Annotated in this window: 26 protein-coding genes; 22 read left to right on the forward strand and 4 right to left on the reverse strand. The window is 70.5% G+C overall.

Annotation, left to right across the window (positions count from 1 at the left end):
* Positions 1–2: 2 nt before the first annotated feature.
* Positions 3–1,313, reverse strand: coding sequence for an aminotransferase class I/II-fold pyridoxal phosphate-dependent enzyme (locus SM116_RS09455; protein ID WP_320940736.1), 1,311 nt, complete (start codon positions 1,311–1,313; stop codon positions 3–5).
* Positions 1,314–1,456: 143 nt separating this feature from the next.
* Here SM116_RS09455 and pdxS point away from each other — a divergent pair, with 143 nt between their 5' ends.
* The 12 genes from pdxS (at position 1,457) to SM116_RS09515 (ending at position 12,770) form a co-directional block, all read left to right on the forward strand.
* Positions 1,457–2,362 (forward strand): pyridoxal 5'-phosphate synthase lyase subunit PdxS, encoded by a 906-nt coding sequence (gene pdxS, locus SM116_RS09460; RefSeq protein WP_320940737.1) that lies wholly within the window; start codon positions 1,457–1,459, stop codon positions 2,360–2,362.
* Between the two features lie 4 nt (positions 2,363–2,366).
* A complete protein-coding gene (gene pdxT, locus SM116_RS09465) occupies positions 2,367–2,960 on the forward strand; it encodes a pyridoxal 5'-phosphate synthase glutaminase subunit PdxT (protein ID WP_320940738.1) in 594 nt (197 codons plus the stop codon).
* A gap of 36 nt (positions 2,961–2,996) precedes the next feature.
* Positions 2,997–3,518, forward strand: coding sequence for a hypothetical protein (locus SM116_RS09470; protein WP_320940739.1), 522 nt, complete (start codon positions 2,997–2,999; stop codon positions 3,516–3,518).
* A gap of 4 nt (positions 3,519–3,522) precedes the next feature.
* A complete protein-coding gene (locus SM116_RS09475) occupies positions 3,523–4,056 on the forward strand; it encodes a DUF1697 domain-containing protein (protein ID WP_320940740.1) in 534 nt (177 codons plus the stop codon).
* Positions 4,057–4,139: 83 nt separating this feature from the next.
* Positions 4,140–4,898, forward strand: coding sequence for a YebC/PmpR family DNA-binding transcriptional regulator (locus tag SM116_RS09480; protein ID WP_320940741.1), 759 nt, complete (start codon positions 4,140–4,142; stop codon positions 4,896–4,898).
* A 50-nt stretch (positions 4,899–4,948) separates the two neighbouring features.
* Positions 4,949–5,506, forward strand: coding sequence for a crossover junction endodeoxyribonuclease RuvC (gene ruvC, locus SM116_RS09485; RefSeq protein WP_320940742.1), 558 nt, complete (start codon positions 4,949–4,951; stop codon positions 5,504–5,506).
* Between the two features lie 68 nt (positions 5,507–5,574).
* Positions 5,575–6,192, forward strand: a complete 618-nt coding sequence (gene ruvA, locus SM116_RS09490; RefSeq protein ID WP_320940743.1) for a Holliday junction branch migration protein RuvA — start codon at positions 5,575–5,577, stop codon at positions 6,190–6,192.
* On the forward strand, positions 6,185–7,207 hold the full coding sequence (gene ruvB / locus SM116_RS09495) for a Holliday junction branch migration DNA helicase RuvB (protein WP_320940744.1): 1,023 nt from the start codon (positions 6,185–6,187) through the stop codon (positions 7,205–7,207). The genes ruvA and ruvB overlap by 8 nt, the downstream gene beginning before the upstream one ends.
* A gap of 81 nt (positions 7,208–7,288) precedes the next feature.
* On the forward strand, positions 7,289–7,690 hold the full coding sequence (locus tag SM116_RS09500) for a preprotein translocase subunit YajC (RefSeq protein ID WP_320940745.1): 402 nt from the start codon (positions 7,289–7,291) through the stop codon (positions 7,688–7,690).
* Positions 7,691–7,733: 43 nt separating this feature from the next.
* On the forward strand, positions 7,734–9,476 hold the full coding sequence (gene secD / locus SM116_RS09505; protein ID WP_320940746.1) for a protein translocase subunit SecD: 1,743 nt from the start codon (positions 7,734–7,736) through the stop codon (positions 9,474–9,476).
* Complete coding sequence (gene secF / locus SM116_RS09510) at positions 9,476–10,465, forward strand: protein translocase subunit SecF (protein ID WP_320940747.1); 990 nt, start codon at positions 9,476–9,478, stop codon at positions 10,463–10,465. The genes secD and secF overlap by 1 nt, the downstream gene beginning before the upstream one ends.
* Positions 10,466–10,520: 55 nt before the next feature.
* Positions 10,521–12,770 (forward strand): RelA/SpoT family protein, encoded by a 2,250-nt coding sequence (locus SM116_RS09515; RefSeq protein WP_320940748.1) that lies wholly within the window; start codon positions 10,521–10,523, stop codon positions 12,768–12,770.
* Here SM116_RS09515 and SM116_RS09520 read toward each other — a convergent pair.
* The 3 genes from SM116_RS09520 to SM116_RS09530 form a co-directional block, all read right to left on the reverse strand.
* The gene (locus SM116_RS09520) at positions 12,740–13,312 is read right to left on the reverse strand and encodes a type IV toxin-antitoxin system AbiEi family antitoxin (RefSeq protein ID WP_320940749.1); all 573 of its coding nucleotides are present in this window, start codon (positions 13,310–13,312) and stop codon (positions 12,740–12,742) included. The genes SM116_RS09515 and SM116_RS09520 overlap by 31 nt on opposite strands.
* Positions 13,313–13,366: 54 nt before the next feature.
* Positions 13,367–14,623, reverse strand: coding sequence for a DUF349 domain-containing protein (locus tag SM116_RS09525; protein ID WP_320940750.1), 1,257 nt, complete (start codon positions 14,621–14,623; stop codon positions 13,367–13,369).
* Between the two features lie 86 nt (positions 14,624–14,709).
* Complete coding sequence (locus tag SM116_RS09530) at positions 14,710–14,964, reverse strand: dioxygenase (RefSeq protein ID WP_320940751.1); 255 nt, start codon at positions 14,962–14,964, stop codon at positions 14,710–14,712.
* Between the two features lie 118 nt (positions 14,965–15,082).
* Between SM116_RS09530 and SM116_RS09535 the strand changes: the two genes are divergently transcribed.
* From SM116_RS09535 to aroB, 10 genes are all read left to right on the forward strand, one after another.
* Positions 15,083–16,429: a replication-associated recombination protein A gene (locus SM116_RS09535; RefSeq protein ID WP_320944149.1), complete on the forward strand. Its 1,347-nt coding sequence runs from the start codon at positions 15,083–15,085 to the stop codon at positions 16,427–16,429.
* Between the two features lie 207 nt (positions 16,430–16,636).
* The gene (gene rpsD, locus SM116_RS09540; protein WP_320940752.1) at positions 16,637–17,266 is read left to right on the forward strand and encodes a 30S ribosomal protein S4; all 630 of its coding nucleotides are present in this window, start codon (positions 16,637–16,639) and stop codon (positions 17,264–17,266) included.
* Positions 17,267–17,485: 219 nt separating this feature from the next.
* The gene (locus SM116_RS09545; RefSeq protein WP_320940753.1) at positions 17,486–17,725 is read left to right on the forward strand and encodes an ATPase; all 240 of its coding nucleotides are present in this window, start codon (positions 17,486–17,488) and stop codon (positions 17,723–17,725) included.
* A 64-nt stretch (positions 17,726–17,789) separates the two neighbouring features.
* The gene (alaS, locus tag SM116_RS09550; protein WP_320940754.1) at positions 17,790–20,456 is read left to right on the forward strand and encodes an alanine--tRNA ligase; all 2,667 of its coding nucleotides are present in this window, start codon (positions 17,790–17,792) and stop codon (positions 20,454–20,456) included.
* Positions 20,453–20,926, forward strand: a complete 474-nt coding sequence (gene ruvX / locus SM116_RS09555; protein WP_320940755.1) for a Holliday junction resolvase RuvX — start codon at positions 20,453–20,455, stop codon at positions 20,924–20,926. The genes alaS and ruvX overlap by 4 nt, the downstream gene beginning before the upstream one ends.
* Positions 20,926–22,824 (forward strand): endolytic transglycosylase MltG, encoded by a 1,899-nt coding sequence (gene mltG / locus SM116_RS09560; protein WP_320940756.1) that lies wholly within the window; start codon positions 20,926–20,928, stop codon positions 22,822–22,824. Before ruvX ends, mltG begins: the two co-directional genes overlap by 1 nt.
* Before the next feature lie 7 nt (positions 22,825–22,831).
* A complete protein-coding gene (locus SM116_RS09565) occupies positions 22,832–23,659 on the forward strand; it encodes a shikimate dehydrogenase (RefSeq protein ID WP_320940757.1) in 828 nt (275 codons plus the stop codon).
* Positions 23,660–23,689: 30 nt separating this feature from the next.
* Positions 23,690–24,901: a chorismate synthase gene (aroC, locus tag SM116_RS09570; RefSeq protein ID WP_320940758.1), complete on the forward strand. Its 1,212-nt coding sequence runs from the start codon at positions 23,690–23,692 to the stop codon at positions 24,899–24,901.
* Between the two features lie 14 nt (positions 24,902–24,915).
* The gene (locus SM116_RS09575; protein ID WP_320940759.1) at positions 24,916–25,461 is read left to right on the forward strand and encodes a shikimate kinase; all 546 of its coding nucleotides are present in this window, start codon (positions 24,916–24,918) and stop codon (positions 25,459–25,461) included.
* Complete coding sequence (aroB, locus tag SM116_RS09580; RefSeq protein WP_320940760.1) at positions 25,458–26,534, forward strand: 3-dehydroquinate synthase; 1,077 nt, start codon at positions 25,458–25,460, stop codon at positions 26,532–26,534. Before SM116_RS09575 ends, aroB begins: the two co-directional genes overlap by 4 nt.
* Positions 26,535–26,549 lie beyond the last annotated feature (15 nt).

The following is a 26,549-nucleotide window of genomic DNA, read 5'->3' on the forward strand; positions in this document are numbered from 1 at the left end:
GGTCAGGCGACGGCGCGGACGGATGCGGCGATGTCCGCCGCCAGCTGTCCGGCATCGTCGTCCGACAGGTCGTGCACGGTCAGGCGCAGACGGTGCGACGGGCCTGCCGGAACCAGATCGAACTCGTCGCCGGTGCGCGCCAGCCACCCGCGGCGCATGAGCTGCTCCGACACCGCGCGCGCCGGGACCGGGAGAGTCACCCACAGGTTGAGGCCGTCCTGCGCACGGACCGGGATGCCCGCGGCCGTCAGCAGCTCGGCGAAGGCCGCGTTGCGCGCCGCGTAGTGCTCGGCCGCCGCATCCACCCGGTCCCGGGCGTCCGGATCCGTCACGAGAGCGTGCGCGAGCCGCTGCAGGAGGTGGCTGACCCAGGTCGTCCCCGGAGTGAGACGCAGGGCGAGCCGCTGGGCGGTCTCCGGATCCGACGCGGTCACGGCCAGGCACATGTCGGGGCCGAGGAACTTGGACACCGACCGCACGAGCGCCCAGCGGCGGTGCTCGGGGCCGATCAGCGAGTGATAGTCCGTGCGGGAGAGCATCGAGTAGTGGTCGTCCTCGATCACGAGGACGTACGGGTGCTCGCCCAGCACCTCTCGCAGGGCCGCAGCTCGCTGCGCGCTGAGGCTGGCGCCGGTCGGATTCTGCGCTCGCGGCGTGCAGACGATCGCGCGCACGCCGTGGGCGAGCGCCGCACGCAGCCCGTCCACCGTCATCCCCTCCTCGTCGACGGGGACGGGGACGGCGCGGTAGCCGCCCATGCGCACCGTGTGGATGCTGGCGAGGAAGCAGGGATCCTCGAGGGCCACGGCATCCTCGCGCGTCAGGGCCTGCGCGAGCAGGCGCTCGACGGCGTCGGCCGCGCCGCTCGTGATCGTGAGCCGCAGGGATGCCGGCTCCAGGTCGGCGCTCATCCATTCCTGCGCCCACCGCTCGAGGTCCGGATCGATCACGGGCTCGCCGTAGAGGATGGGGCGCCCGGCGATGGTCGCGAGAGCCCGGGACGGGTCGGGGATGAACGAGGGGTCGGGGTTGCCGGTGCCGACATCGCGCAGGACCGTGTCGGCGAAGCCCTCCTGCGCGACAGGGGCCTGGCCGGCGATGCGTGTGCCGCCGCGGCCGAGGGTGACGACCAGCCCGGCGATCGTCAGCTGCCGGTAGGCGGCGGAGACCGTGTTGCGGTTCACTCCGAGGCTCTCGGCGAGGGTCCGCACCGGCGGCAGGGCGTCTCCGGGGCGCAGGCCGCCGCGCTCGACGAGCGCGCGCAGGCTGTCGGCGATCTCGGATGCGGAGCTCCCGCGGATGTCGATCGGCATGGATCCTCCCGGTGGGGACGGCTGTCCCTGCCATGCTATCTTTTGGCATAGGCCAATGCTCCGCATTGTCAGCGAGCCTTGTCCGCCTCCGCCACACCGTGTAACCGGCCGCCCGCCCGCGCGGCCCACCGAAGGGAATCCTCGTGACTGCACTCGAGTTCGCAGGAACCGACACCGGCACGAGCCGCGTCAAGCGCGGCCTCGCCGAGATGCTCAAGGGCGGCGTCATCATGGACGTCGTCACGCCCGACCAGGCGAAGATCGCAGAGGATGCCGGCGCCGTCGCCGTCATGGCCCTCGAGCGAGTCCCGGCCGACATCCGCGCCCAGGGCGGCGTCTCGCGCATGAGCGACCCCGACATGATCGACGGCATCATCGAGGCGGTGTCCATCCCCGTCATGGCGAAGGCCCGCATCGGCCACTTCGTCGAGGCGCAGGTGCTGCAGGAGCTCGGCGTCGACTACATCGACGAGTCCGAGGTGCTCTCGCCCGCCGACTACGTCAACCACATCGACAAGTGGGGCTTCACGGTCCCCTTCGTCTGCGGGGCCACGAACCTCGGAGAGGCGCTGCGCCGCATCAACGAGGGTGCCGCCATGATCCGCTCCAAGGGCGAGGCCGGCACCGGCGACGTCTCGGAGGCCACGAAGCACATCCGCAAGATCACCGGTGAGATCAACGTCCTGCGCTCGATGTCGAAGGACGAGCTCTACGTCGCGGCCAAGGAGCTGCAGGCGCCCTACGACCTCGTGGCCGAGATCGCCGCGACCGGCAAGCTCCCCGTCGTGCTGTTCGTCGCGGGCGGCGTCGCGACCCCCGCGGACGCCGCGATGATGATGCAGATGGGCGCCGACGGCGTGTTCGTCGGCTCGGGCATCTTCAAGTCCGGCGACCCCGCGAAGCGTGCGGCGGCGATCGTGAAGGCCACGACCTTCTACGACGACCCCAAGGTGATCGCGGACGTGTCGCGCGGACTCGGCGAGGCGATGGTCGGCATCAACGTCGCCGACCTCCCCGCCCCGCACCGGCTCGCCGAGCGCGGCTGGTAGCCGCGTGGGGTCTCGACTGCGCGTCGGGGTCCTCGCGCTGCAGGGCGATGTGCGCGAACACGCCCGTGTGCTCGACGGGCTCGGCGCCGAGGTGACCCTCGTGCGCCGTCCCGACGAGCTCGCGATGGTGGACGGGCTCGTCCTGCCGGGCGGGGAGTCCAGCGTCATCGACAAGCTGAGCCGCGCGTTCGGGATGCAGCATCCCCTTCGCGAGGCGATCGCCGGCGGGATGCCCGTGTACGGGACGTGCGCCGGACTGATCCTGCTCGCCGACCGCATCACCGACGGCATCGACGGGCAGGAGACCTTCGGCGGTATCGACGTCGTCGTGCGCCGCAACGCGTTCGGCAGCCAGGTGGACTCGTTCGAGACCGACCTCGACGTCCCGGCGGTCGGCGAGGCACCCGTGCACGCGGTCTTCATCCGCGCGCCGCTCGTGGAGAGCGCCGGCGAGGGCGTGGAGCAGCTCGCGACCCTGGACGACGGCAGGATCGTCGCCGTGCGCCAGGGGTCGCTCCTGGGCACGTCGTTCCACCCCGAGATGACCGGCGAGCTGCGGTTCCATGAGCTCTTCCTCGACATGGTGCGCGCCGCCTGATCGGCGGCCGCCGTCCATCCGGATACGCTGGCACGCATGGCCATCAACGACTGGTGGGGAGACCGGCCCGAGGAACGCTACTGGATGATCGCGCCCTCGCGCGGCCGGGTCGGTGAGGCTCTGTCCGCGCCCAAGGCCGACGATGTGCGGCGCTTCGAATGGTCGCACGAGCTCGTGGCGTACACCGAGCCCGGCGACACGCTCTTCGTCTGGGACCGCACCCTCGCGCAGCCCGGCTTCGGCGGCTGGGGGCGCGTGCTGGGGCCGCTCGGCGAGGAGACGCGCCATCGCGAGGGCGAGGACCTGCCGCACTGGCGGATGCCGGTCAGCGACACGCTGCGCCTTGCGAAGCCGATCAGCCTCGCGTCGCTGCGACGCGTGGGCGGCGAGATCGTCGAGATCCGCAATCGGCTCGAGCGCGAGATCGACGGGCCGATCTACTTCCCGTTCATCGGCGAGGCGGACACGCTCGTGCCGGCTCCGGCATACATCGCGAAGATGCCGCGCGACCTCGTCGCGCTGCTGTCCTCGCGGTTCGGCTTCGAGTTCGTGCTGTGACGCCGTGACGGCCTGGGTCGCGCTGCTGCGCGGAGTCAACGTCAACGGCGTCACGGTGCGCAGCGCCGAGCTCGCCGACCTGTTCCGCGAGCTCGGCTTCGAGAGCGTGCGCACGGTGCTCGCGAGCGGCAATGTCGCGTTCGCGACGGATGTCGCGGCATCCGCCCGGACCACGCTCAAGGCGCGGATCGAGACGGCACTGCGTGAGCGCTTCGGATACGACGCCTGGATCCTGCTGCCCACGTTGGCGGAGCTCGCCGCGGTCGTCGAGGCGTTCCCCTTCGACGAGACGGATGCCGCCCGCCAGCCGTACGCGATCTTCTGCGTCGACGATGCGACGCGCGACGAGATCGTCGAGGCGGCCGCATCCTTCGACGAGGACGCCGATCCCGTGGCATCCGGAGACGGCGTCGTGTACTGGAATCCCCGTGTCGGGACCACCGTCGACACACCGCTCGGCAAGCTGCTCGGTCGGGCCCGGTTCAAGCCGTCGACCACGGCCCGCAACCTGCGGACGCTTCGCAAGATCATCGGCTGAGCCCGCGTTCGGCGGCCTGCGCAGGCCGCTGTTCTAGAATGGTCGGTCGGTGGGAGACGCCGCCGAGGAGATTCAGGAGCACCATGTCCGGGCATTCCAAGTGGGCAACGACCAAGCACAAGAAGGCCGTCATCGACGCGCGCCGTGCCAAGTCGTGGGCCAAGCTCATCAAGAACATCGAGGTCGCGGCGAAGCTCGGCGGCGCCGACCTCGCCGGCAATCCGACGCTGTTCGACGCCGTGCTGAAGGCGAAGAAGACCTCCGTCCCGAAGGACAACATCGACCGCGCGATCAAGCGCGGCGCCGGCATCGGCGGCGAGTCGGTCGAGTACGCGTCGATCATGTACGAGGGCTACGGGCCCAACGGCGTGGCGCTCATGATCGAGTGCCTCACGGACAACAAGAACCGCGCGGCGGCGGAGGTGCGCACCGCGCTCACGCGCAACGGCGGCACGCTCGCCGACCCCGGGAGCGTCGCCTACAACTTCACCCGCAAGGGCGTGATCGTCGTCGGCGGCGAGGGCACGAGCGAGGATGACGTCATGCTCGCCGTGCTCGAGGCCGGCGCCGAGGAGGTCGAGCCGCACGCGCAGGGGTTCGAGGTCATCACCGAGGCCTCCGACCTCGTGACGGTGCGCAGTGCGCTGCAGGAGGCGGGCATCGACTACGAGTCGGCCGACGTCGAGTTCGTGCCGAATCTGAAGGTCGAGATCGACGCCGACACGGCGCGCAAGGTCTTCCGCCTCATCGACGCGCTCGAGGACAGCGACGACGTGCAGAACGTCTTCAGCAACTTCGACCTCTCGGCCGAGGTCCAGGCGGAACTCGAAGAAGACGAGTGACCGGGGCGCGCCTCGGCCGCCCGCGGGCGCGGCGCGCCTAGCGTGGGGGAGTGTCCACTCTTCGCGTGCTGGGTATCGACCCCGGCTTGACCCGCTGCGGCATCGGCGTCGTCGACGTCGCGCCGGACCGGTCGGCCGAGCTCGTCCACGTGGGTGTGGTGCGCTCCGCGACGGATGCGCCGATCGAGCGTCGTCTGGCGACGATCGCCGCCGGCATCCGCGCCGTGCTGCAGGAGCATCATCCGGACGTCGTGGCCGTGGAGCGCGTCTTCGCGCAGCAGAACCGCTCGACCGTCATGGGCACGGCCCAGGCGAGCGGTGTGGCGCTGCTGCTGGCCGCCGAGCACGGCCTTGCCGCCCAGACGCACACCCCGAGCGAGGTCAAGGCCGCCATCACGGGCTACGGCAACGCCGACAAGCGCCAGGTGCAGACGATGGTGGCCCGCATCCTCCGCCTCGATGCCCTGCCGAAGCCCGCCGACGCGGCGGATGCGCTGGCCCTCGCCCTCTGTCATGCGTGGCGCCGCGGTCCCGCGCCCGTGGAGAAGGGCCCGCTGACACCGGCGCAGCGCGCGTGGGCGGATGCCGAGCGGCTGGCACGGCGCTGACCGTCCGTCTGTGCGGCGTCGGGAGTGTCGCTCGAACATACGTGCGAAGTGCCGGATAGTCTGATCGCATGATCTCATCGCTTCGCGGCTCGGTGCTGCACGTGTCCGATGACGGCGTCGTCATCGAGGTCGGCGGCGTCGGCTTCTCCGTCGCCGTGACCCCGCAGGTCGCCCGCACGGCGCACCTCGGCGGTGAGCTGCGTCTGCACACGAGTCTCATCGTGCGCGAGGACGCCCTCTCGCTGTTCGGCTTCGCGGAGCGCGAAGAGCTGGAGGCGTTCGGCCTCCTTCTCGGAGTCACCGGAGTCGGCCCGAAGTCGGCTCTGGGCGTGCTGTCGAGCCTGACGGTCGCGCAGATCGCCGAGGCGGTGGCCGCGGAGGACGACGCGCCGTTCCGGCGGGTATCGGGCATCGGGCCGAAGACCGCGAAGCTCATCGTCGTACAGCTGGCGGGCAAGATCTTCGCACCGGCCGGTGCCGCCGCCGCCGGACGCCCGGAGGCGGGCGTGGGCGCCATCGCCGCGCAGGTCGTGCAGGCGCTCGTGGGCCTCGGCTGGTCGGAGAAGGTGGCGGCCGAAGCCGTGGCGGCGGTCGCCGAGTCGGCACCGGATGCGAGTGTCCCCGTCCTGCTGCGCCAGACGCTGGCGGAGCTCGGCCCCGCGCGGAAGGAGCCGGTCGGTGGATGACCTGCGCGATACCGCGACCCCGGAGGACGAGTCGGAGCTCGCGATCGAGGGTGCGCTGCGCCCATCGTCCCTCTCCGAGTTCGTCGGGCAGCAGAAGGTGCGCGGCCAGTTGCAGCTTCTGCTGGATGCGGCGCGCATCCAGCAGCGCCCGGCCGACCACATCCTGCTCTCCGGTCCGCCGGGTCTCGGCAAGACGACCCTCGCGATGATCGTCGCGCACGAGAGCGCCCGCCCGCTGCGCCTCTCGAGCGGCCCGGCCATCCAGCACGCCGGAGACCTGGCGGCCCTGCTGTCGAGTCTCACGCCGGGCGAGGTGCTGTTCATCGACGAGGTCCACCGGATGGCCCGCTCGGCCGAGGAGATGCTCTACCTCGCGATGGAGGACTTCCGCATCGACATCATGGTGGGCAAGGGCGCGGGGGCGACCAGCATCCCGCTCGATCTCGCCCCGTTCACGCTCGTCGGAGCGACCACACGCTCCGGCCTGCTTCCCAATCCGCTGCGAGACCGCTTCGGATTCACCGGACACCTCGAGTACTACGAGCCCGAGGAGCTCGAACGCGTCGTCGAGCGATCGGCCGTCATGCTCGGCGTCGCCCTTCCCCCGGGGGCGCGGGCCGAGATCGCCCGCCGGTCGCGCGGCACGCCCCGCATCGCGAACCGCCTGCTCCGACGCGTGCGCGACTACGCCGTCGTCCACCGCACCGAGGCGGACGAGCGGTCGGTGGCGGCCGCTCTCGAGCTGTACGACGTGGATCCCATCGGCCTCGACCGCCTCGACCGAGCGGTTCTCGACGCGGTCGTCCGACGCTTCCGCGGAGGACCGGTCGGCTTGTCGACACTGGCCGTCGCCGTCGGCGAGGAGCCCGACACGATCGAGGCGGTCGTCGAGCCCTACCTCGTCCGCATCGGCTTCTTGGGGCGCACGCCCCGGGGCCGGGTCGCGATGCCGGAGGCGTATGCGCACCTGCGGGTGCCGCACCCCGACGGGGCCCTTCGACTGGATGACCTATAATCGGGGAGGCCATCGGCCACCTCACAGCCCCACGACGAAGACGCCTTGGCGATCGTCGTTATCGAAAGGTGCGATCTTCGCATGCAGTTCATTCAGCAGTACGGCCTGATCATCCTGCTGGCCGTCCTCCTCGTCTTCATGTTCTGGAGCTCGCGCCGCCGTCAGCAGAGGCAGAAGGCCGAGCAGGAGGCCAAGGCCAAGCAGACGCTTCCCGGTGCCGAGGTCATGCTCCAGGGCGGGCTCTACGGCACCATCGTGGAGTACGACGCCGAGAACCTCGACCAGCCGGCGATCGTCGAGATCGCGCCGGGCGTCGACATCAAGGTGCACAGCCAGGCGATCCTTCGCGTCGTGACGCCCACCGAGGCACCCGGCGCCCACGAGGCCATCGACGATGAGTCCGTGGCCGACGCGCCTCACGTCGAGACGCCCGAGGAGACCGCCGAGCGTCTCAAGGGCGAGAACGACTCAGACCAGAAGTGATCGTGGCGGCCTGAGCGCCGCCCGCAGAGAAAGCTGACCCTTCGTGGCCACATCCACTCCCGTCCGGCACGCGTGGCGCTCGCTGATCGGACTCTTCGTCGTCATCGCGGTGCTGTTCGGCATCAACGCGCTCGGCGTCTATGTCTTCAAGCAGAGTTCCTGGACGCCGTCTCTCGCCCTCGACCTCCAGGGCGGCACCCAGATCATCCTGGAGGCCCAGACGGCGAAGGGCACCGCGCCGACCACCGAGCAGATGGACCAGGCGGTGACGATCATCCGTCAGCGCATCGACGCCTCGGGTGTCGGCGAGTCGGATGTGACCACTGAGGGCGGCAAGAACATCGTCGTCCAGATCCCCGGCCAGGCCGACGAGCAGACGCGCAAGCGCATCGAGGCCTCCGCGCAGCTTCAGCTGCGGGCCGTCCTCTACGCGGGAGCGCCGGCGACGTCGTTCGTGGGCTCGGATGGGAAGACCACGCCGTATCCGACGCCCGACCCGTCGCTGCGCGCGACGCCCACGGCGTCGCCGACGAACGGCAGCGACACGAACTGGATCACCCCGGAGCTCCAGGCCCAGTTCCTCTCGTACGACTGCAAGGATCCGAAGAACGATCCGGCGGACGCCCCGAAGGACAAGCCGCTGATCACGTGTGACGCGAGCGGGCAGGTGAAGTACATCCTGGGTCCGGTCGAGCTCGACGGCTCGTCGATCAGCGACGCGACGTCCGGACTGAATCAGCAGAACGGCCAGTGGACCGTCAACCTGAAGTTCGACGACGCCGGCACGAAGACCTTCGGCGAGATCAGCCAGCGCCTGTACGGTGCGACGGCGCCCCTGAACCAGTTCGCCTTCGTGCTCGACGGCCTGGTGCTGTCGGCCCCGTCGATGAACGCCGTCATCCTCGACGGCAACCCGAGCATCTCGGGAAGCTTCACCCAGGCGTCGTCGCAGACACTCGCCGACCAGCTGAAGTACGGCGCGCTGCCGCTGAGCTTCAAGGTCGTGAGCTCCGACACCATCTCGGCCACGCTCGGCTCGCAGCAGCTCATGATCGGCCTCGTCGCCGGCCTCATCGGTCTGGTCCTCGTCGCGATCTACTCGCTGATCGTCTATCGCGCCCTGGGCTTCGTGATCATCGCCTCCCTCGCGGTGATGGGGGTGATCACGTACCTGATGCTCTGCATCCTGGCGTGGCGCATGGGCTTCCGCCTGTCGCTGGCCGGTGTCGCAGGTCTGATCGTGACGATCGGATTCACCGCAGACTCGTTCATCGTCTACTTCGAGCGAATTCGAGACGAGCTGCGCGACGGCAAGACGATCACCGGAGCCGTCGAGGACGGCTGGGGGCGCGCCCGCCGCACGATCTACGTGTCGAAGTCGATCAACATCCTGGCCTCGGTCGTGCTGTACATCCTGGCGGATGCGACGGTCAAGGGCTTCGCGTTCACACTGGGGCTCACGACCCTGATCGACATCATGATCTTCATCCTGTTCACGCACCCGGTGATGCAGCTCCTGGCGCGTACGCGGTTCTTCGGCTCCGGGCACAGGTTCTCGGGCATGGATCCCGAGGCCCTCGGCGCCGTCTACCGCGGTCGTGCCGAGTTCCGCGCTCCGGTCGCCGGCGTGCCCAGGGGCAGGGTGGCGCGTTCGCGCGGTGAGGCCGAGCGGCGTCAGACGATCGCCGAGCGCAAGCAGGCGCAGGAGCTCGCCGAGGCGGGCAGCGTGAAGGCCGGCGGATCCTCCGGCGACGCGACGAAGAACTCCCCGAAGGGCGACGACTGATGGGCCGCATGAGCCAGTTCGGCAACGATCTCTACTCGGGCAAGGTCTCCTTCCCGTTCATCGGCCGGCGTCGGCTGTGGTTCATCATCGCCGGGACGCTCGTGCTCGCGTCGGTGCTCGTGCCGCTGTTCCGCCCGATCCAGTTCTCCATCGAGTTCACCGGCGGATCGCAGTTCACGGTGTCGAACGCCGCGAACCCGAGCCAGGCGACCGCGACGCAGGCCGTTCACTCCGTGGTTCCGAACGCGACCACGAAGGTCACGACCGTCGGCTCGGACACCGTCCGCGTGCAGACCGACCAGATGACGGCTGCGCAGACCCAGGCGGTCTCCGAGGCCCTCGCCACGGCGTACCACGTCGACAAGAGCGAGGTCACGGCATCGTTCATCGGCCCGAGCTGGGGAGCGGATGTCACGCGCCAGTCGCTGTGGGGTCTGGCGATCTTCCTCGCGCTGACGTTCCTCATCCTCGCGCTCTACTTCCGCACGTGGAAGATGTCGGCGTCGGCGATCATCGGCCTGCTCGACGTGCTGATCATCACGATCGGCGTGTATGCGGCGTGCGGGTTCGCGATCTCGCCGGCGGCGGTCATCGGCTTCCTGACGATCCTCGCCTACTCGCTGTACGACACCACGGTCGTCTTCGACAAGATCCGTGAGAACACCCAGGCAGACGGCGAGGGGATGACACGCACCTTCGGCGAGTCGGTCAACCTCGCGGTGAACCAGACGCTGATCCGCTCGATCAACACGACGGTCGTCGCCATCCTCCCGGTCGGAGCGATCCTGTTCATCGGCGTGTTCTGGCTCGGTGCGCAGACGCTCAGCGACATCTCACTGTCGATCTTCGTCGGCATCATCGTCGCCGCCTACTCGACGCTGTTCGTGGCCGCGCCGCTGTACTCGCTCTTCCGCGAGAGCGAGTCCTCGATCAAGTCGCATGACGTCAAGGTGCGCTCGGCGCGTTCGAAGGCGGTCGCGGCGGTCTGAGCCGGATGCTCTGGCGCTACGATGAGAGGATCGTGCTGAGGGCGGGGGTGACGGGATGACCGAAACCGTCCCCGCCTCCGGCCAGTCCTCTCTGCGGCGCCTGGTGCCGAGGATCTTCTCACGCTCCGCGCGTCGAGACGGCGTCGATCAGCTGCTGCGCACCGTGCGCGCGCACCATCCGAAGGGCGACCTCGCCGTCATCGAGCGCGCGTACTCGGTAGCCGAGCGCGCCCATGAGGGCCAGAAGCGGCAGAGCGGCGAGCCGTACATCACGCACCCCCTGGCGGTCGCGCAGATCCTCGCCGACCTGGGGCTCGGGCCGCGGGCGATCGCCGCCGCGCTCCTGCACGACACCGTCGAGGATACCGACTACACCATCGAAGCCCTCGCAGCCGATTTCGGCGACGAGGTGGCGATGCTGGTCGACGGCGTCACCAAGCTCGACAAGGTCAAGTACGGCGAGAGCGCGCAGGCGGAGACCGTCCGCAAGATGATCGTCGCGATGTCGAAGGACATCCGTGTCCTGCTCATCAAGCTCGCCGACCGGCTGCACAACGCCCGGACGTGGGGCTTCGTCCCACCGGAGAAGGCTCAGAAGAAGGCCACCGAGACCCTCGAGATCTACGCGCCGCTGGCGCATCGACTCGGCATCCAGACCATCAAGTCGGAGCTCGAGGACCTCTCGTTCGCCGTGCTGCATCCGAAGCTCTATGCTGAGATCGAGAGCCTCGTCCGCCAGCGGACCCCCCAGCGCGAGCAGTACGTGCACACGGTGATCGAGTCGGTCGAATCCGACCTCCGGGAACTCCGCGTGCGCGGGCGCGTCGTGGGGCGCCCCAAGCAGCTGTACTCGGTGTACCAGAAGATGGTCGTCCGAGGTCGCGAGTTCGACGACATCTACGACCTGATCGGCATCCGCGTCATCGTCGGGACGGTCCGCGACTGCTACGCGGTCCTCGGAGCGATCCACGCGCGCTGGACGCCGCTTCCCGGCCGCTTCAAGGACTACATCGCCACTCCGAAGTTCAACCTCTACCAGTCGCTGCACACGACCGTGATCGGCCCGGGCGGGCGAACGGTCGAGATCCAGATCCGCACCCACGAGATGCACCAGCAGGCCGAGTACGGCGTCGCGGCGCACTGGAAGTACAAGGAGCGGATGACGGGCGGCAAGAGCGATTCGAAGTCGCTCGACACCGACATGGCGTGGCTCGCGCGCATCTCGGACTGGCAGGCCGAGACCGCGGACCCCGGTGAGTTCCTCGACTCCCTTCGCTTCGAGATCGGAGCGAAGGAGGTCTACGTCTTCACGCCCAAGGGCCGGGTCATCGGGCTGCCCACCGGCGCGACCCCCGTCGACTTCGCCTACGCCGTGCACACCGAGATCGGCCACCGCACCATGGGGGCGAAGGTCAACGGCCGGCTGGTGCCGCTCGAGTCGACGCTGTCCAGCGGCGACGTCGTCGAGGTCTTCACGTCGAAGAACCCGGATGCGGGCCCCAGCCAGGACTGGCTGAGCTTCGTCAAGAGCACGCGTGCGCGCAGCAAGATCCGCGGCTGGTTCACGAAGGAGCGCCGTGAGGAGGCCATCGAGCAGGGCAAGGAGGCCATCGCCCGCGCGATGCGCCGCCAGAACCTGCCGCTGCAGCGCCTCATGAGCCAGGACTCGTTCACCGACGTGGCGCACCAGCTGCGCTACGAGGACGTGTCGGCCCTCTACGCCGCGGTGGGCGAGGGCCACGTGTCCACCCAGTCGGTGATCGAGAAGGTCACGGCCCTGGTCAGCGTCAACGAGGTGGCGACCGGCCCCATCGAGCTCCCGCACGTCGGACGAAGCCGCCAGCAGCGCGCCGGCGACTCGGGCGTTCTCGTCCGCGGGGCACCAGACATCCTCGTGAAGCTCGCGAAGTGCTGTACGCCCGTGCCGGGCGATTCCATCGTCGGCTTCGTCACGCGGGGCAGTGGCGTCTCGGTCCATCGGGCGGACTGCACGAACGTGAAGTCGCTCATGTCCGACCCGGAGCGTCTGATCGACGTGGAGTGGGCGCCCACCTCGAAGAGCGTGTTCCTGGTGCAGATCCAGGTCGAGGCGCTCGACCGCTCCGGACTCCTCAGCGACGTCACGCGGGTGCTCAGCGAGCACCATGTCAACATCCTGTCGGCGACGGTGTCGACGACCAACGAGCGCCTCGCGCTGAGCCGCTTCGTGTTCGAGATGGGCGACATCGTCCATCTCGACCGCGTGCTGAACGCCGTGCGGCGCATCGACGCGGTCTACGACGTGTACCGCGTCACCTCGTCCTGAACCCGGGCCTGCAGGATCTCCTTCCCGGCGCGCTTGGCCCAGATGGGTCCTTGGGCCTCCAGCCACTCGAGGGCGGCGGCAGCAAGTCCCGGCTCCGCATCCGCGAGCAGTTCGAAGGCTCGCCGGTGCTGTGCGTCGTCGGTGCGTGCGAGGTCGGCGAGCGTGCGCTCGGGCGTGGTCACGCGTGCGCCGCCGATCAGGATGAGGTCGGCGTCGGGCAGCTGCAGGTCGCGGTACTGCACGCGCACGTCGAACGTGCTGTGCGGGCGGCGCTCGGAGGCCCGCTGCACCGTATGCCGCGCGGGCGGCTCCGGCATCGCACCCAGCACCCACGCGGCGCTCAGGTGAGTAGCGGCCAGCGCACTGCCGAGCAGTGGAAGCAGCGACGCGCCCCGCAGTGCCGCCGTCTCGACCGTGTCGGCCGGCGCATACGCGTCCCCGACTTCGACGACGTGGCCGTCCAGGCGCGCCGCGCACAGCTCGGTCGAAGAGAGGCGGTCACCGGGGAAGAAGAGGAACGCGCGGTGCATGCTCGGAAGCATGCCGCATCCGCGGAGGCGGCGACCCGCCGCATCCCTCGCCTGTGGAGAACCCGCTCAGCCGCCCAGGGCGCGCAGCCATGCCTTGCGGGCATCCAGCGCTTCGCGCGCCTGCGCCGCGGCGGTGGTGTCGCCAGAGGCCTCGGCCGCCGCGAGCTCGTTCTCGAGTTTCTCGATCGCGTCGGTGAGCTGGCGCGTCATGTCGTTCGCGCGCGCCTTGGTCTCGGGGTTGTTGCGCTTCCAGTCGGCGTCCTCGCGCGTGCGCAGCGCCTGCTCGATCTTGCGCAGGTCGTCGTCGAGCGCACGCTCCTTGTCACGCGGGAAGATGCGCCCGATCTCGTCCCAACGCCGCTGGATGCCTGTGAGCATCGTGCGTGCCGCCCCGAGGTTCGACTCGTCGGCGACGGCGGCGGCCTCCACCAGCAGCTCGCGCTTCTGAGCGATCTTCTCGCGGGACTCCTCGGCCTCCGCGGTCTCGCGCTCGGAGCGCGCGCCGTACAGCGCGTCGCCGGCGGCCTTGAAGCGCGCCCACAGGGCGTCGTCCACCTTCTTGCCCGCACGGCCGGCGGTCTTCCACTGGTCGAGCAGCTCTCGGTAGGCGCCGATGCCGTCCTCGCCGCGCGGGGCGAGCGCCTCGGCCTTCTCGACGAGACGCGTCTTGGCGTCACGCGCCGAGCGGTGGGTCTCATCGAGCTCCGCGTAGAACTCGCGGCGGTGCCTGTCGACGGTCGCCCGGGCGTCGCGGAATCGCTTCCAGAGCTGCTGGGCGGTCGATTTGGGCAGTCGGGGTCCGTTCTGCTGCTGCGACTGCCACTGGTCGAAGAGCGCCGTCATCTCGGCACCGGCCTGACGCCACTGCACGGTCTTCGGGTCGCGGGCGGCGAGCGCCTCGGCCTGCTCCACGAGCACCGTGCGCTCCCGGATCGCCTCGTCGACGGCCTCGCGGGCGGCCGCGGCCTCCGTCTCGGTCGCGGCGGCCAGTTCGCCGATGAGCGTCTCGAGGCGAGCGTCGAGCGACGCGAGGTCGCCGACGGCGGCCGCACCGGCCACCTTGCCGCGCAGGGTCGTCGCCGTGGAACGCAGATCGGAGGCGGATGCGCCGCCCCGGCGGTGGCGCACCTCGAGAAGGGCGACCTCGCCGGCGAGGTCCGTGTACTTCCGCTCGAAGTAGGCCAGGGCCTCTTCCGTCGAGCCATCGGGGAACTGACCGACGACGCGCCAGTCGGCGCCTTCGCGCACCGAGACGGTGCCGTCTTCGTCGACGCGGCCCCAGGGCTCGTTCTGGTCGGGGGTGGGTTCTGCGGTTGCAGTCACGGATGCACCTCGTGGCGGCGCCGGAGCGCCTATCGGGGGATGGACGGACCCCAGCCTAGTACGAGGGTCGATCCCGGCCGAGGCGCTCAGGACGCGGACGGCGACGGCGATGAGGAGGGCGTCGGCGACGGGTGGGAGCTGCCGGGACCGACGGTGAAGTAGGCGATCTGACCGCCCACGATGGCCAGGATGAGGATGCCGCCGGCGACGCCCGCCACGACGTCGTCCCGCCGGCGCCTGCGCAGCTGTCCATCGTGGTATTCCTTGCGGGCGAGATACGTGCGATTGCGCTCCCGCACCTCGCGCGCGGCGCGCCCCTGCCCCTTGCCGCCAGTGGCCACGTGTCCTCCTTCGCACCCGGCCGCGCCGGGCGGGACGATCTTACGAGGTCGGACCGGCGCGCGCCCAACCCGGGCCGGGCTCCGTGTCCGCCGTGGCGGCTAGCCTGAGTTGGTGACGATGCCGACCGCGCTGTTCCAGGGGCAGACGCCCCTCGCCGTGCGCATGCGACCGACCTCGCTGGACGAGGTGGCCGGGCAGGCTCATCTCCTCAAGCCCAGGTCGCCGATCCGCGCTCTCGCGCAGGCGGATGCCGCGGCATCCACTCCCGTCTCGGTCATCCTGTGGGGGCCGCCGGGGACGGGCAAGACGACGCTCGCCCAGGCCATCGCCCGCACGTCCGGTCGGCGGTTCGTCGAGCTCTCCGCGGTCACCGCCGGCGTGCGCGACGTGCGCGAGGTCATGCAGGAGGCGCTCACGCAGCGCGACCTCTACGGTGTGTCGACGATCCTGTTCCTCGACGAGATCCACCGGTTCACCAAGGCGCAGCAGGACGCACTGCTCCCCGGGGTCGAGAACGGCTGGGTCGTCCTCATCGCCGCGACGACGGAGAACCCGTCGTTCTCGGTGGTCTCGCCGCTGCTGTCGCGGTCGCTGCTGCTGACACTCCAGCCGCTGTCCGACGAGGACCTGGGCTCGCTCGTCGATCGGGCCGTATCGGACGCCCGGGGGCTCAACGGATCGGTTGTGCTCGCCGACGACGCGCGCGCGGCCCTCGTGCGGCTGGCATCCGGCGACGCGAGACGCGCCCTCACGGCGCTCGAGGCGGCGGCCACCATCGCCCTGGGAACGGATGGCCGAGCCGGTGAGGGCGGTGAGGACGACGAGTCGACCCCCACGGTGACCGCGGAGGCGATCGCGCAGGCGGTCGATCGTGCGCTGCTGCGCTACGACCGGCAGGGCGACGAGCATTACGACGTCATCAGCGCCTTCATCAAGTCGATCCGGGGATCGGACGTGGATGCGTCGATGCACTACCTCGCGCGCATGATCGAGGCGGGGGAGGACCCGCGGTTCATCGCCCGCCGGCTCGTGATCTCGGCCGCCGAGGACGTCGGCCTCGCCGACCCGCAGGCGCTTCAGATCGCGGTGGCGGCAGCCGACGCCGTGGCGTTCATCGGCATGCCGGAGGGCCGCATCCCACTCGCCGAGGCCACGGCCTACCTCGCGACGACGGCGAAGTCGAACGCCGCGTACCTGGCGATCGACCAGGCGATCGCCGACGTCCGCAAGGGCGGCTTCGGACGGGTGCCCGCGCACCTGCGCGATGCGCACTATCCCGGCGCGAAGCGGCTCGGCCACGGCAAGGGATACGTCTATCCGCACGACGCCGAGATCGGGATCGTGCCGCAGCAGTACCTCCCCGACGAGCTGCGGGGTCGCACGTACTACGAGCCGACGGCGCACGGCCAGGAGCGCGACGTGCAGGCGCGCCTGGAGAAGATCCGCCGCATCCTGGAGGGCTGACGCACTCGCCCTCCCCGCCGTGGCGGCGCGGGGAGGGCGCCGCATCCCGTTCTGTTAGACTTGAGCGGCTCGAAACCGAGTTTTCGGGCATCCCCTCTCTTCCACATACCTTCCGGCATGCCCCGGCGTGCAGTCCGGACAGGGCGAAGACAGGCGATACGCCCGCGAGCCGTGAAAGACACGGCCGCGTCACGGAAGGAACACTTCGTGGTCACGAAGTCCCAGGACCGCCGCAAGGTGCGTCTGTCGCGCGCCCTCGGCGTCGCGCTCACCCCGAAGGCCGCCCGCTACCTCGAGAAGCGTCCCTACGCTCCGGGCGAGCACGGCCGCACCAAGCGCAAGGCCGACAGCGACTACGCCGTTCGTCTGCGCGAGAAGCAGCGTCTGCGCGAGCAGTACGGCATCCGCGAGAAGCAGCTGCGCATCCAGTTCGAGGAGGCCCGCCGCAAGGACGGCCTGACCGGTGAGAACCTCGTCGAGCAGCTCGAGATGCGTCTGGACGCCCTCGTCCTCCGTTCGGGCTTCGCCCGCACGACCGCGCAGGCCCGCCAGTTCGTGGTGCACCGCCACATCCTCGTCGACGGCAAGATCGTCGACCGCCCGTCGTTCCGCGTGAAGCCGGGTCAGCTCATCCACGTCAAGGAGCGCAGTGAGGGCACCGAGCCCTTCCAGGTCGCGGCTCTCGGCGGCAACGCCGAGGTGCTCCCCCCCGTGCCGGGCTACCTCGAGGTCGAGCTCGACAAGCTGCAGGCCCGCCTCGTGCGTCGCCCGAAGCGCGCCGAGGTTCCCGTGGTCTGCGACGTCCAGCTGGTCGTCGAGTACTACGCCGCCCGCTAGGGCCGCGGCCGGAGGCGCGCGAAGCGCCGCGTCCGAGTGTGCACTGCCCGCTAGGGCCGCGGCCGGAGGCGCGCGAAGCGCCGCGTCCGAGTGTGCACTGCGCGCCGACGCACGCAGCTCTCAATCCAGGAGGGGTGCCGGGTTCTTCCCGGCGCCCCTCCTGCGTTCTCGCCTACGATGGGGAATACCGCATCCGCGGCCTGACGCGAAGGAGATCCTGTGAAGCACTTCCTCTGGTTCGTGCTCGGCGTCATCGGCGGCTTCGTCGCCGCCCACTACGTCAACAAGGACCCGCGCGGCCGCGACGTCCTGGCAGAGCTCGACGCGCGCATCTCCGAGTTCACCGACCGGATCGCCGACGCCTACCACGCTCAGGAGGCCGCCTTCGCCGGCCCGGAGACGCCGGTCGCCGCCCCGGCCGGGGAAGACGCATCCGACCGCCCGTCGTCCGCTCTCTGATCACTTCCACACGCCGCGACTTCGCGGGGTGCTCTTTCGACCTGCCCTGAGGACCTGCACCGTCATGATGACCTCTGAGATCGCGACGCGCTATCTCGACTACTTCCAGAAGAACGACCACACCATCGTGCCGTCGGCCTCGCTCGTGAGCGACGATCCGTCGATCCTGTTCACGATCGCCGGCATGGTCCCGTTCATCCCGTTCCTCACCGGCGTGGTGCCGGCGCCCTACGCGCGTGCGGCGGATGTGCAGAAGTGCATCCGCACGAACGACATCGAAGAGGTCGGCAAGACGGCTCGACACGGCACGTTCTTCCAGATGCTCGGCAACTGGTCGTTCGGCGACTACTTCAAAGAAGGCGCGATCGGCTACGCGTGGGAGCTGCTGACGTCGTCCGAGGCCGACGGCGGCCTGGGCTTCGACGAGCGCGACCTGTGGGTGACCGTCTACGAGGATGACGACGAGGCTGCCCGCCTCTGGCACAGGATCGCGGGGCTGCCCGCCGACCGCATCCAGCGCATGGGCAAGGACGACAACTACTGGTCGACGGGTCAGCCCGGGCCTGCCGGTCCGTGCTCGGAGATCTACTTCGACCGCGGCCCCGCGTACGGCCGCGACGGCGGCCCGGCCGTGGACGACAGCCGGTTCACCGAGATCTGGAACCTCGTCTTCATGCAGGACCTCATCGCGGATGTGAAGAGCAAGACCGACTTCGCGATCGTCGGCGAGCTGCCGAAGAAGAACATCGACACCGGTATGGGCCTCGAACGCGTCGCCTTCATCAAGCAGGGCGTCGAGAACATGTACGAGATCGATCAGGTCCGCCCGGTCCTCGACCGCGCGGAGGCGCTCTCCGGCCGCAGGTACGGCGCCTCGCACGAGGACGACGTGCGCTATCGCGTGATCGCCGACCACATCCGGTCGTCGCTGATGCTGCTCTCCGACGGCGTCACGCCGTCCAACGAGGGCCGCGGCTACATCCTCCGCCGCCTCATGCGCCGCTCGGTCCGCGCCATGCGGCTGCTCGGAGTCGACGGCCCGTCGTTCCCCGAGCTGTTCACGGCATCTCGTGACGCGATGGCGTCGGCGTACCCCGTGGTCGTCGACGACTGGGCGCGCATCTCGCAGTACGCCTATGCCGAGGAGGAGACATTCCTCCGGACGCTGGCGGCGGGCTCGACGATCCTCGATCTCGCCGTGTCGCAGACGAAGGATGCGGGCGCGTTCGCGCTGCCCGGCGCCGAGGCGTTCCTCCTGCACGACACGTACGGCTTCCCGATCGACCTCACGATGGAGGTCGCCGAGGAGGCCGGGCTGAGCGTCGACCGCGAGGCGTTCGACGCCCTCATGCTGGAGCAGAGGACCCGGGCGAAGGCCGACGCGAAGTCGCGCAAGCGCGCGATCGCGGACCTGAGCGTCTACCGCGACTTCCGAGCGCACGGCGAGACGGTCTTCACGGGCTACACCGACCTCGAGACGGAGTCGAACGTGCTCGGCATCCTCGTCGAGGGCCTGCCGGCGCAGCGCGCGACGCAGGGGCAGATCGCCGAGGTCATCCTGGCCGAGACCGCCCTCTACGCCGAGTCGGGCGGCCAGGTCGCCGACAAGGGCGTCATCGTCGGCCCGGGCTACGAGCTCGAGGTGCTGGACGTGCAGAAGCCGGTTCCCGGGCTCGTCAGCCACACGGTCGAGGTGACTTCCGGCGAGGTCGGCCTCGGCCAGGCCGCGACGTCGGTGGTGGATGCGGTGAACCGCCGCGCCGCTCGTCAGGCCCACTCCGCGACGCACCTCGTGCACGCCGCGCTGCGCGACACGCTGGGCCGGACCGCGACGCAGGCCGGCTCACTGAATCGTGCCGGGTATCTCCGCTTCGACTTCGCCTGGGGGCAGGCGCTCTCGCCGGAGACGAAGACCGAGATCGAGGAGATCGCCAACAACGCGGTGCGTGACAACCTCGAGGTGACCACGCGCGTGCTGTCGCTCTCGGAAGCCAAGGAGCTCGGCGCCATGGCGCTGTTCGGCGAGAAGTACGGCGACGTCGTGCGCATGGTCGACATCGGCGGTCCCTGGTCGCGCGAGCTCTGCGCCGGAACGCATGTGTCCACGAGCGCCGAGGTCGGCATCATCAGCCTTGTCGGCGAGTCGTCGGTGGGCGCATCCAACCGCCGCGTCGAGGCGCTCGTGGGTCAGGATGCGTTCCGCGAGCTCGCGGCCGAGCGCGCGATCGTGTCGCAGCTCACATCCGTTCTGAAGACCCCGCGCGAGAACCTCCCCGCGCGCATCGCCGAGCTGACCGCCAGCCTCAAGGCGGCGGAGAAGCGCATCGCGAGCTTCGAGGCCAAGCTGCTGGGTGAGCGCGTGCCCGAGCTCGTGTCGTCCGCGACCTCCGCGGGCCCGTTCCGGGCCGTGACCGCTTCCGTGGGGCGCGCGGCGTCCGCGGACGACCTGCGCGGCCTCGTGCTGCAGGTGCGGGACCGCCTGGGGTCCGGCCCCGCGGTCGTCGCGCTCGGTGCCGAGGTGGGGGAGCGGCCGGTCGTGATCGTGGCCACCTCGGAGTCCGCGCGCGCCGCCGGCGCGAAGGCGGGCGTGCTCGCCAAGACTGCCGCGGGGCTGCTCGGCGGCGGTGGCGGAGGTCGCGACGACGTGGCGCAGGGCGGCGGCACGGACGTGTCAGCCCTCCCGGTCGCCCTCGAGGCGATCGTGCGCGCGCTGGAGGCGACGCACGCGTGACCGGGTTCCGCCGGGGGGTGCGGCTCGGCATCGACGTGGGCAAAGCCCGTGTCGGTGTCGCCCGCTGCGATCCGGACGGGATGCTGGCCACCCCGGTCGAGACCGTGCCGCGGGACGACGCATCCATCGCCCGCATCCTGACCATCGCCGATGAGCAGGAGGCATTCGAGCTCGTCGTCGGTCTGCCGCTGAACATGAGCGGCGACGACACGCCGTCCACGCGCGATGCTCGCGAGTTCGCGGCACTCCTGGCATCCTCGTCAGCACGACCCGTCAGGCTTGTGGATGAGCGCCTCAGCACGGTGTCCGCCCATGCCGCGCTGCGCGGTACGGGCAGATCCCAGCGTTCGTCTCGTAGCATTGTGGATCAGGTCGCCGCGGTGATTCTCCTGCAGCAGGCGCTCGACGTCGAGAAAAGCAGCGGGAGAGCGCCCGGAAGCGCCGTAGAACCCGCCCAGGAGCCCACCTGATGCCCGAACCCATGTCGTACGACGACCCCTTCGAGGGAATCTTCGGCGACCGCTCATCCGCGCGCCCGGACCGCTCGGTGTCGAGTACGGCTCCCGGACCAGTCCGGACGTCGCCGGCCGCCGCGCCCCCGTCGTCCTCCGCGCCGCAGCCGGCAGCGGTCGCCGCGCAGGCGGCCGCGGCCGCTCCGCCCGTGCCGGGCTCGCGGCGTGCCGCCCGCGAGGCGGCGGCGCGTGCCGCGACGGGAGAGATCGCTCCGACGGCTGCGCCGACGGACCCCCCGCGGCCCGAGCCCACGCCGGGCGCCTCGGCCGCACCGACGGTCCGCGCCACCGCGTTCCCGCTCCCGATGCCGGGAGCGCAGCCCGTGGAGGCCACCGGCTTCCAGCCGCTGCCGCTGCGACCGGTGCGCACGATCTCGTGGGATGACGACGCGGGCGTCGCCGCAGCCGCCGCGGACGACCCGTTCGGAGCGCCGCGCGACACCACCGCGCCCGGTCCGATGCGCACACCGAACGGCGTGGGATCGCACAGCCGCGCAGGCGACGCGGCAGAGCCCGCGCCCACGGCGGTTCTCCCGCAGGTCGCCGGCGACCGGGGCGGATGGGCGACCGGCCCGCTCCTGGCGGACGTCGAGCCGCTCACGCCGGCGCGAAGGACGTCGGCATCCACCGACGCCGCGGCAGCGGCATCCGGGTATTCGCCTGCGCCCGCACAGACCGAGGTGAGCCTGGACGACCTGTTCGCCCACGCCGCGACGCCCCCGAGCGAGGGCGGCAAGGGAAAGGGCAAGGGCAGGAAGGACGGGTCGCGCGGCGGCGGCCGCCTCGGCGGCTTCGTCGTCCTGGGCATCATCGTCGTCCTGATCGGCGGCCTGGTGACCGGCGGCATGTGGGCGTGGAATCAGTACGGCGGCAAGGTCCGCGAGGTGATGGGGTGGACCGAGCCGATCGACTACGCGTCCGGCAAGGCACACGGCGAGGCGACGATCACGATCAACGAGGGCGACAGCGGCATGACCGTGTCGACGGCGCTCGCTCAGGCCGGGGTCACGAAGACCCCGCAGGCGTTCTACCAGATGCTCGTGAAGTCGGGCAAGAATCCCACCTTCTATCCGGGCGTGTACAAGCTGAAGAAGGAGATGACCTCGGCCGCGGCCCTGGCGGCGCTCGAGGATCCGTCCAGCAAGCTGCAGAACACCGCGCTCCTGCGCGAGGGCCTCACCGAGGATCAGATCCTGAAGACCCTGTCGGACACGCTGAAGATCCCGATCGACCAGTTCCAGGCCGCCGTGGCGAAGCCCGCGGACTACGGTGTCACCGCGTCGAGCCTCGAGGGATGGCTGTTTCCCGCGCAGTACACGTTCGGACCCGGCGTCACCGCTCAGCAGGTCATCCAGAAGATGGTCGAGCGCACGGTGCAATCGCTCGACAAGGCCGGTGTGCCGCAGGCCGACCGCCAGCGCATCCTGATCATCGCGTCGATCATCCAGCGCGAGGCCCGCAACTCGCAGGACTTCTACAAGGTCTCGCGCGTCATCGAGAACCGCCTGCAGCCGAACAACAAGGACACGTTCGGCAAGCTCCAGATGGACTCCACCGCGCAGTACGGCTACGGCCAGCTCCACAACGGCACGGCGAGCTCGTCGGCCGAGGCGCTGAAGGATCCGAACCCCTACAACACGTACGTGCACCCGGGACTGCCGGTCGGCCCCATCTCCAGCCCGGGCGACCTCGCGATCGACGCCGCGATGCATCCCGCCGACGGCACGTGGATGTACTTCACCACGGTCAACATGAACACCGGCGAGACGGTGTTCTCGACGACGTACGCCGACCAGGAGAAGGCCGTGCAGCAGATGCGCACGTGGTGCAAGGCGAATCCGAACTCGGGTTGCTGACGCGGTGGTGACACGCCTCGAGGTGTGGGGCGATCCCATCGCCCACAGTCGTTCGCCGCAGCTGCAGCTCGCCGCGTATCGCACGCTGGGCCTGGACTGGTCGTACGAGCGTCGTCGCGTCGACGAGGTGTCGTTCGACGCGCAGCTGGGTTCGCTGGATGACTCGTTCCGCGGCCTGTCGCTCACGATGCCGCTGAAGGGTGTCGCCTTCGCCGCCGCTGTGACGCGGGACCGCGCGGCCGAGCTCACCGGCTCCGTCAACACCCTCCTGCTCGCAGCCGACGGTCCGCACGGGTTCAACACCGACGCCGGTGGGATCGCGCGCGACCTCGCGGAGCGCGGGCTCGATACTCCTGCCACCGCGCGCATCGTCGGCGCGGGTGCGACGGCGACCTCGGCGCTCGTGGCGCTGGGCGAGCTCGGAGCCCGGGAGGTGGAGGTCGTCGCGAGGCGGCCGGAGGCCGCGGCATCCCTTCTGGATCTCGGCGAACGGCTCGGGATGCGGGTCGCCGTGGCACCGCTCTCGGCGGACGCCTTCCGGTCGTCGGACGTCACCGTCTCGACGCTGCCGGGGGAGGCGCCCCTCGATCCGGTCGCCGCCGAGCGACTCGCCGCGGGCGGCGGGCTGCTCTACGACGTCGTCTACGGCCACTGGCCGACGGCGCTCGCGCGGGCGTGGGAGAGCCGCGGCGGCGAGGCCGTCTGGGGGCTCGGGATGCTGCTGCACCAGGCGCTGCTGCAGGTGCGCGTCTTCACCGCCGGCGACCCGGCGAGGCCGCTGCCCGACGAGGAGCGCGTGCTCGAGGCGATGCGGGCGGCCGTCACGGGAGACTGACGTCCCGCGCGGGCGTGGGAGACTGGGGGAATGCTCCGCGTGCTCACGGCCGGCGAATCGCACGGCCCCGAACTCGTCGCCGTCATGGAGGGTCTTCCGGCCGGCGTCCCCGTCTCGTTCGACGCCATCCGGGCCGACCTGGCCCGGCGCAAGCTCGGCTATGGGCGCGGCTCGCGCATGAAGTTCGAAGAGGACGAGCTGACGATCTCGTCCGGCGTCCGGCACGGCTACACGCTGGGCAGCCCCATCGCCTTGCGCATCGGCAACACCGAGTGGCCGAAGTGGATCGAGGTGATGAGCCCGGAGCCGGTGGACCTCACCGACATGTCCCGCGGCCGCGGCGCCGCGCTCACGCGCCCTCGTCCGGGCCACGCCGACCTCGTCGGCATGCAGAAGTACGGGTTCGACGAGGCGCGGCCCATCCTCGAACGGGCGAGCGCCCGCGAGACCGCGGCCCGGGTCGCCCTGGGCACACTGGCACGCGCGTTCCTCGGCGAGCTCGGCATCCGTCTCGTCAGTCACACGCTGTCCATCGGCCCTGTGCAGGTTCCCGAGGGCGCGGCGCTGCCGACGCCCGACGACGTCGATGCGCTGGACGCGGATCCCCTGCGCTGCTTCGACCCGGAGACTTCGGGCCGCATGGTCGCCGAGGTCGACGCCGCGCGCAAGGACGGCGACACCCTCGGCGGCATCGTGGAAGTGCTCGCGTACGGCCTGCCTCCCGGGCTGGGCTCGCACGTGCAATGGGACCGCCGCCTCGACGCGAAGCTCGCGCAGGCGATCATGAGCATCCAGGCGATCAAGGGCGTCGAGGTGGGCGACGGATTCGAGACGACGCGTCGGCGCGGGTCCGCGGCCCACGACGAGCTGTTCGTCACCGACGACGGCATCACCCGCTCGTCCGACCGTGCGGGTGGCACCGAGGGCGGCATGTCGACGGGGACGGTGCTGCGCGTCCGGGCCGGCATGAAGCCGATCGCCACAGTGCCCCACGCCCTGCGCACCGTGGACGTGTCGACGGGCGAGACGGCCTCGGCGCACCACCAGCGCTCCGATGTGTGCGCCGTCCCTGCCGCCGGCGTCGTCGCGGAGGCGATGGTGGCAATCGTGCTCGCCGAGGTCGTGCTCGAGAAGTTCGGCGGCGACAACGTCGCCGAGACGCGGCGCAACCTCGAGTCCTACCTCATGGCGATCCCCGAGACCCTGCGCAGCACGCCCGCCAGCGACGCCGCGCTCCTGTGAATGCGGGCCGGGGCATGAGCGCCCTCGTGCTGATCGGGCCGATGGGCGCGGGCAAGACGAGCATCGGTCGCCGGGTGGCCAAGAAGCTGGGCCTCCCGTTCACGGACACCGATGCGCTCGTGGTTCGCGAGCACGGGCCGATCGAGAAGATCTTCACCGACTTGGGCGAACCGCGGTTCCGCGAGATCGAGCGCGCGGCGGTCGCTGTCGCACTCGAGTCCGAGGGTGTCGTCGCCCTCGGCGGAGGAGCGGTGACGGATGCCGGCGCGCGCGCGCTTCTCGCCCGGCACCGTGTCGTCCTCCTCACCGTGGAGCCGCGGATCGTCGCCGCCCGCATCGCAGGGACCGACCGTCCGCTGCTGGCGGGTGAGGATCCCATCGCGCGATGGCAGGAGATCTACGCGGCCCGGCGGCCCGTGTACGAGGAGCTGGCGGATGCGACGTTCGACACGTCCCGCGGACCCCTCAGCGCCGTCGTCGACGCGATCGTGGCGTGGGCGGCCGGCGCCGAGCAGGCCGATCAGGCTGCGCAGACCAACGAGGAGGAGCGCTCCGCATGAGCGAGACCACGACGATCCAGGTGGCGGGCGAACAGCCCTACGACATCCGCGTGGGCCGCGGCATCCTGCCGACCGTCGCCGAGGCGCTGCCTCCCGGCGCCCAGAAGGTCCTCATCGTGCACCCGCCGACGCTCGCCGAGCAGGCGGAGGCCCTCCGCGCGACGCTCGGCGCCGACCGGCAGGTGCTTCTCGCCGAGGTGCCGGATGCCGAGCAGGGCAAGCGCGTGGAGGTGGCCGCGTTCTGCTGGCAGGTGATGGGCCAGGCGGACTTCACGCGCACCGACGTCGTCGTGGGATTCGGCGGAGGAGCGGTGACCGACCTCGCGGGGTTCGTCGCAGCCACGTGGTTGCGCGGGGTCGCGATCGTACAGGTGCCGACGACGGTCCTCGGGATGGTGGATGCAGCGGTCGGCGGCAAGACCGGCATCAACACGGCCGAGGGCAAGAACCTCGTCGGCGCGTTCTGGCCGCCGCGGGCGGTGATCTGCGACCTCGACCTGCTCGATTCGCTGTCGCCGAACGAGCGGGTCGCCGGCTTCGCCGAGGTGGCGAAGGCCGGCTTCATCTGGCACCCCGAGATCCTCGATCTCGTCGAGGCCGACCCGGCCGCGGTCGTCGACCCGCGATCCGAGTCTTTCCGCCGCTGCATCGAGCTCGCGATCGACATGAAGGCGCGGGTCGTCGGGGAGGATCTGCGCGAGGCGGGCCTGCGCGAGATCCTCAACTACGGGCACACGCTCGGTCATGCGATCGAGCATGCCGAGCGCTACCGCTGGCGGCACGGCGCTGCCGTCTCGGTCGGCATGACGTTCGCGGCCGAGCTCTCGCGACTGGCGGGACGGCTGCCGGATGAGGCGGTGCAGCGCCACCGCGACGTTCTCGGCGCGCTCGGCCTGCCGATGACCTATCGCGCCGGCGCGTGGCCGCAGCTGCTGGCGACGATGCAGCGCGACAAGAAGGCCCGCGGCTCGATGCTGCGCTTCATCGTGCTCGACGACATCGCCCGGCCGACGGTGCTTCAGGCGCCCGACGAATCGCTGCTCTTCGCCGCGTACCAGGAGGTCGCGGGCTGAGCCGCCCGGGTAGGC

The sequence above is a fragment of the Microbacterium rhizosphaerae genome (genome assembly GCF_034120055.1).
Classification (GTDB): Bacteria; Actinomycetota; Actinomycetes; order Actinomycetales; family Microbacteriaceae; genus Microbacterium; species Microbacterium rhizosphaerae.

What these genes read in the sequence shown, in the direction of transcription:
- SM116_RS09455 (WP_320940736.1), bottom strand. Translation starts at nt 1,313, where the DNA reads ATGCCGATCGACATCCGCGGGAGCTCCGCATCCGAGATCGCCGACAGC.
- SM116_RS09470 (WP_320940739.1), top strand. Translation starts at nt 2,997, where the DNA reads ATGGCCATCAACGACTGGTGGGGAGACCGGCCCGAGGAACGCTACTGG.
- SM116_RS09480 (WP_320940741.1), top strand. Translation starts at nt 4,140, where the DNA reads ATGTCCGGGCATTCCAAGTGGGCAACGACCAAGCACAAGAAGGCCGTC.
- ruvA (WP_320940743.1), top strand. Translation starts at nt 5,575, where the DNA reads ATGATCTCATCGCTTCGCGGCTCGGTGCTGCACGTGTCCGATGACGGC.
- SM116_RS09500 (WP_320940745.1), top strand. Translation starts at nt 7,289, where the DNA reads ATGCAGTTCATTCAGCAGTACGGCCTGATCATCCTGCTGGCCGTCCTC.
- secF (WP_320940747.1), top strand. Translation starts at nt 9,476, where the DNA reads ATGGGCCGCATGAGCCAGTTCGGCAACGATCTCTACTCGGGCAAGGTC.
- SM116_RS09515 (WP_320940748.1), top strand. Translation starts at nt 10,521, where the DNA reads ATGACCGAAACCGTCCCCGCCTCCGGCCAGTCCTCTCTGCGGCGCCTG.
- SM116_RS09520 (WP_320940749.1), bottom strand. Translation starts at nt 13,312, where the DNA reads ATGCTTCCGAGCATGCACCGCGCGTTCCTCTTCTTCCCCGGTGACCGC.
- SM116_RS09535 (WP_320944149.1), top strand. Translation starts at nt 15,083, where the DNA reads ATGCCGACCGCGCTGTTCCAGGGGCAGACGCCCCTCGCCGTGCGCATG.
- alaS (WP_320940754.1), top strand. Translation starts at nt 17,790, where the DNA reads ATGATGACCTCTGAGATCGCGACGCGCTATCTCGACTACTTCCAGAAG.
- mltG (WP_320940756.1), top strand. Translation starts at nt 20,926, where the DNA reads ATGCCCGAACCCATGTCGTACGACGACCCCTTCGAGGGAATCTTCGGC.
- aroC (WP_320940758.1), top strand. Translation starts at nt 23,690, where the DNA reads ATGCTCCGCGTGCTCACGGCCGGCGAATCGCACGGCCCCGAACTCGTC.
- SM116_RS09575 (WP_320940759.1), top strand. Translation starts at nt 24,916, where the DNA reads ATGAGCGCCCTCGTGCTGATCGGGCCGATGGGCGCGGGCAAGACGAGC.
- aroB (WP_320940760.1), top strand. Translation starts at nt 25,458, where the DNA reads ATGAGCGAGACCACGACGATCCAGGTGGCGGGCGAACAGCCCTACGAC.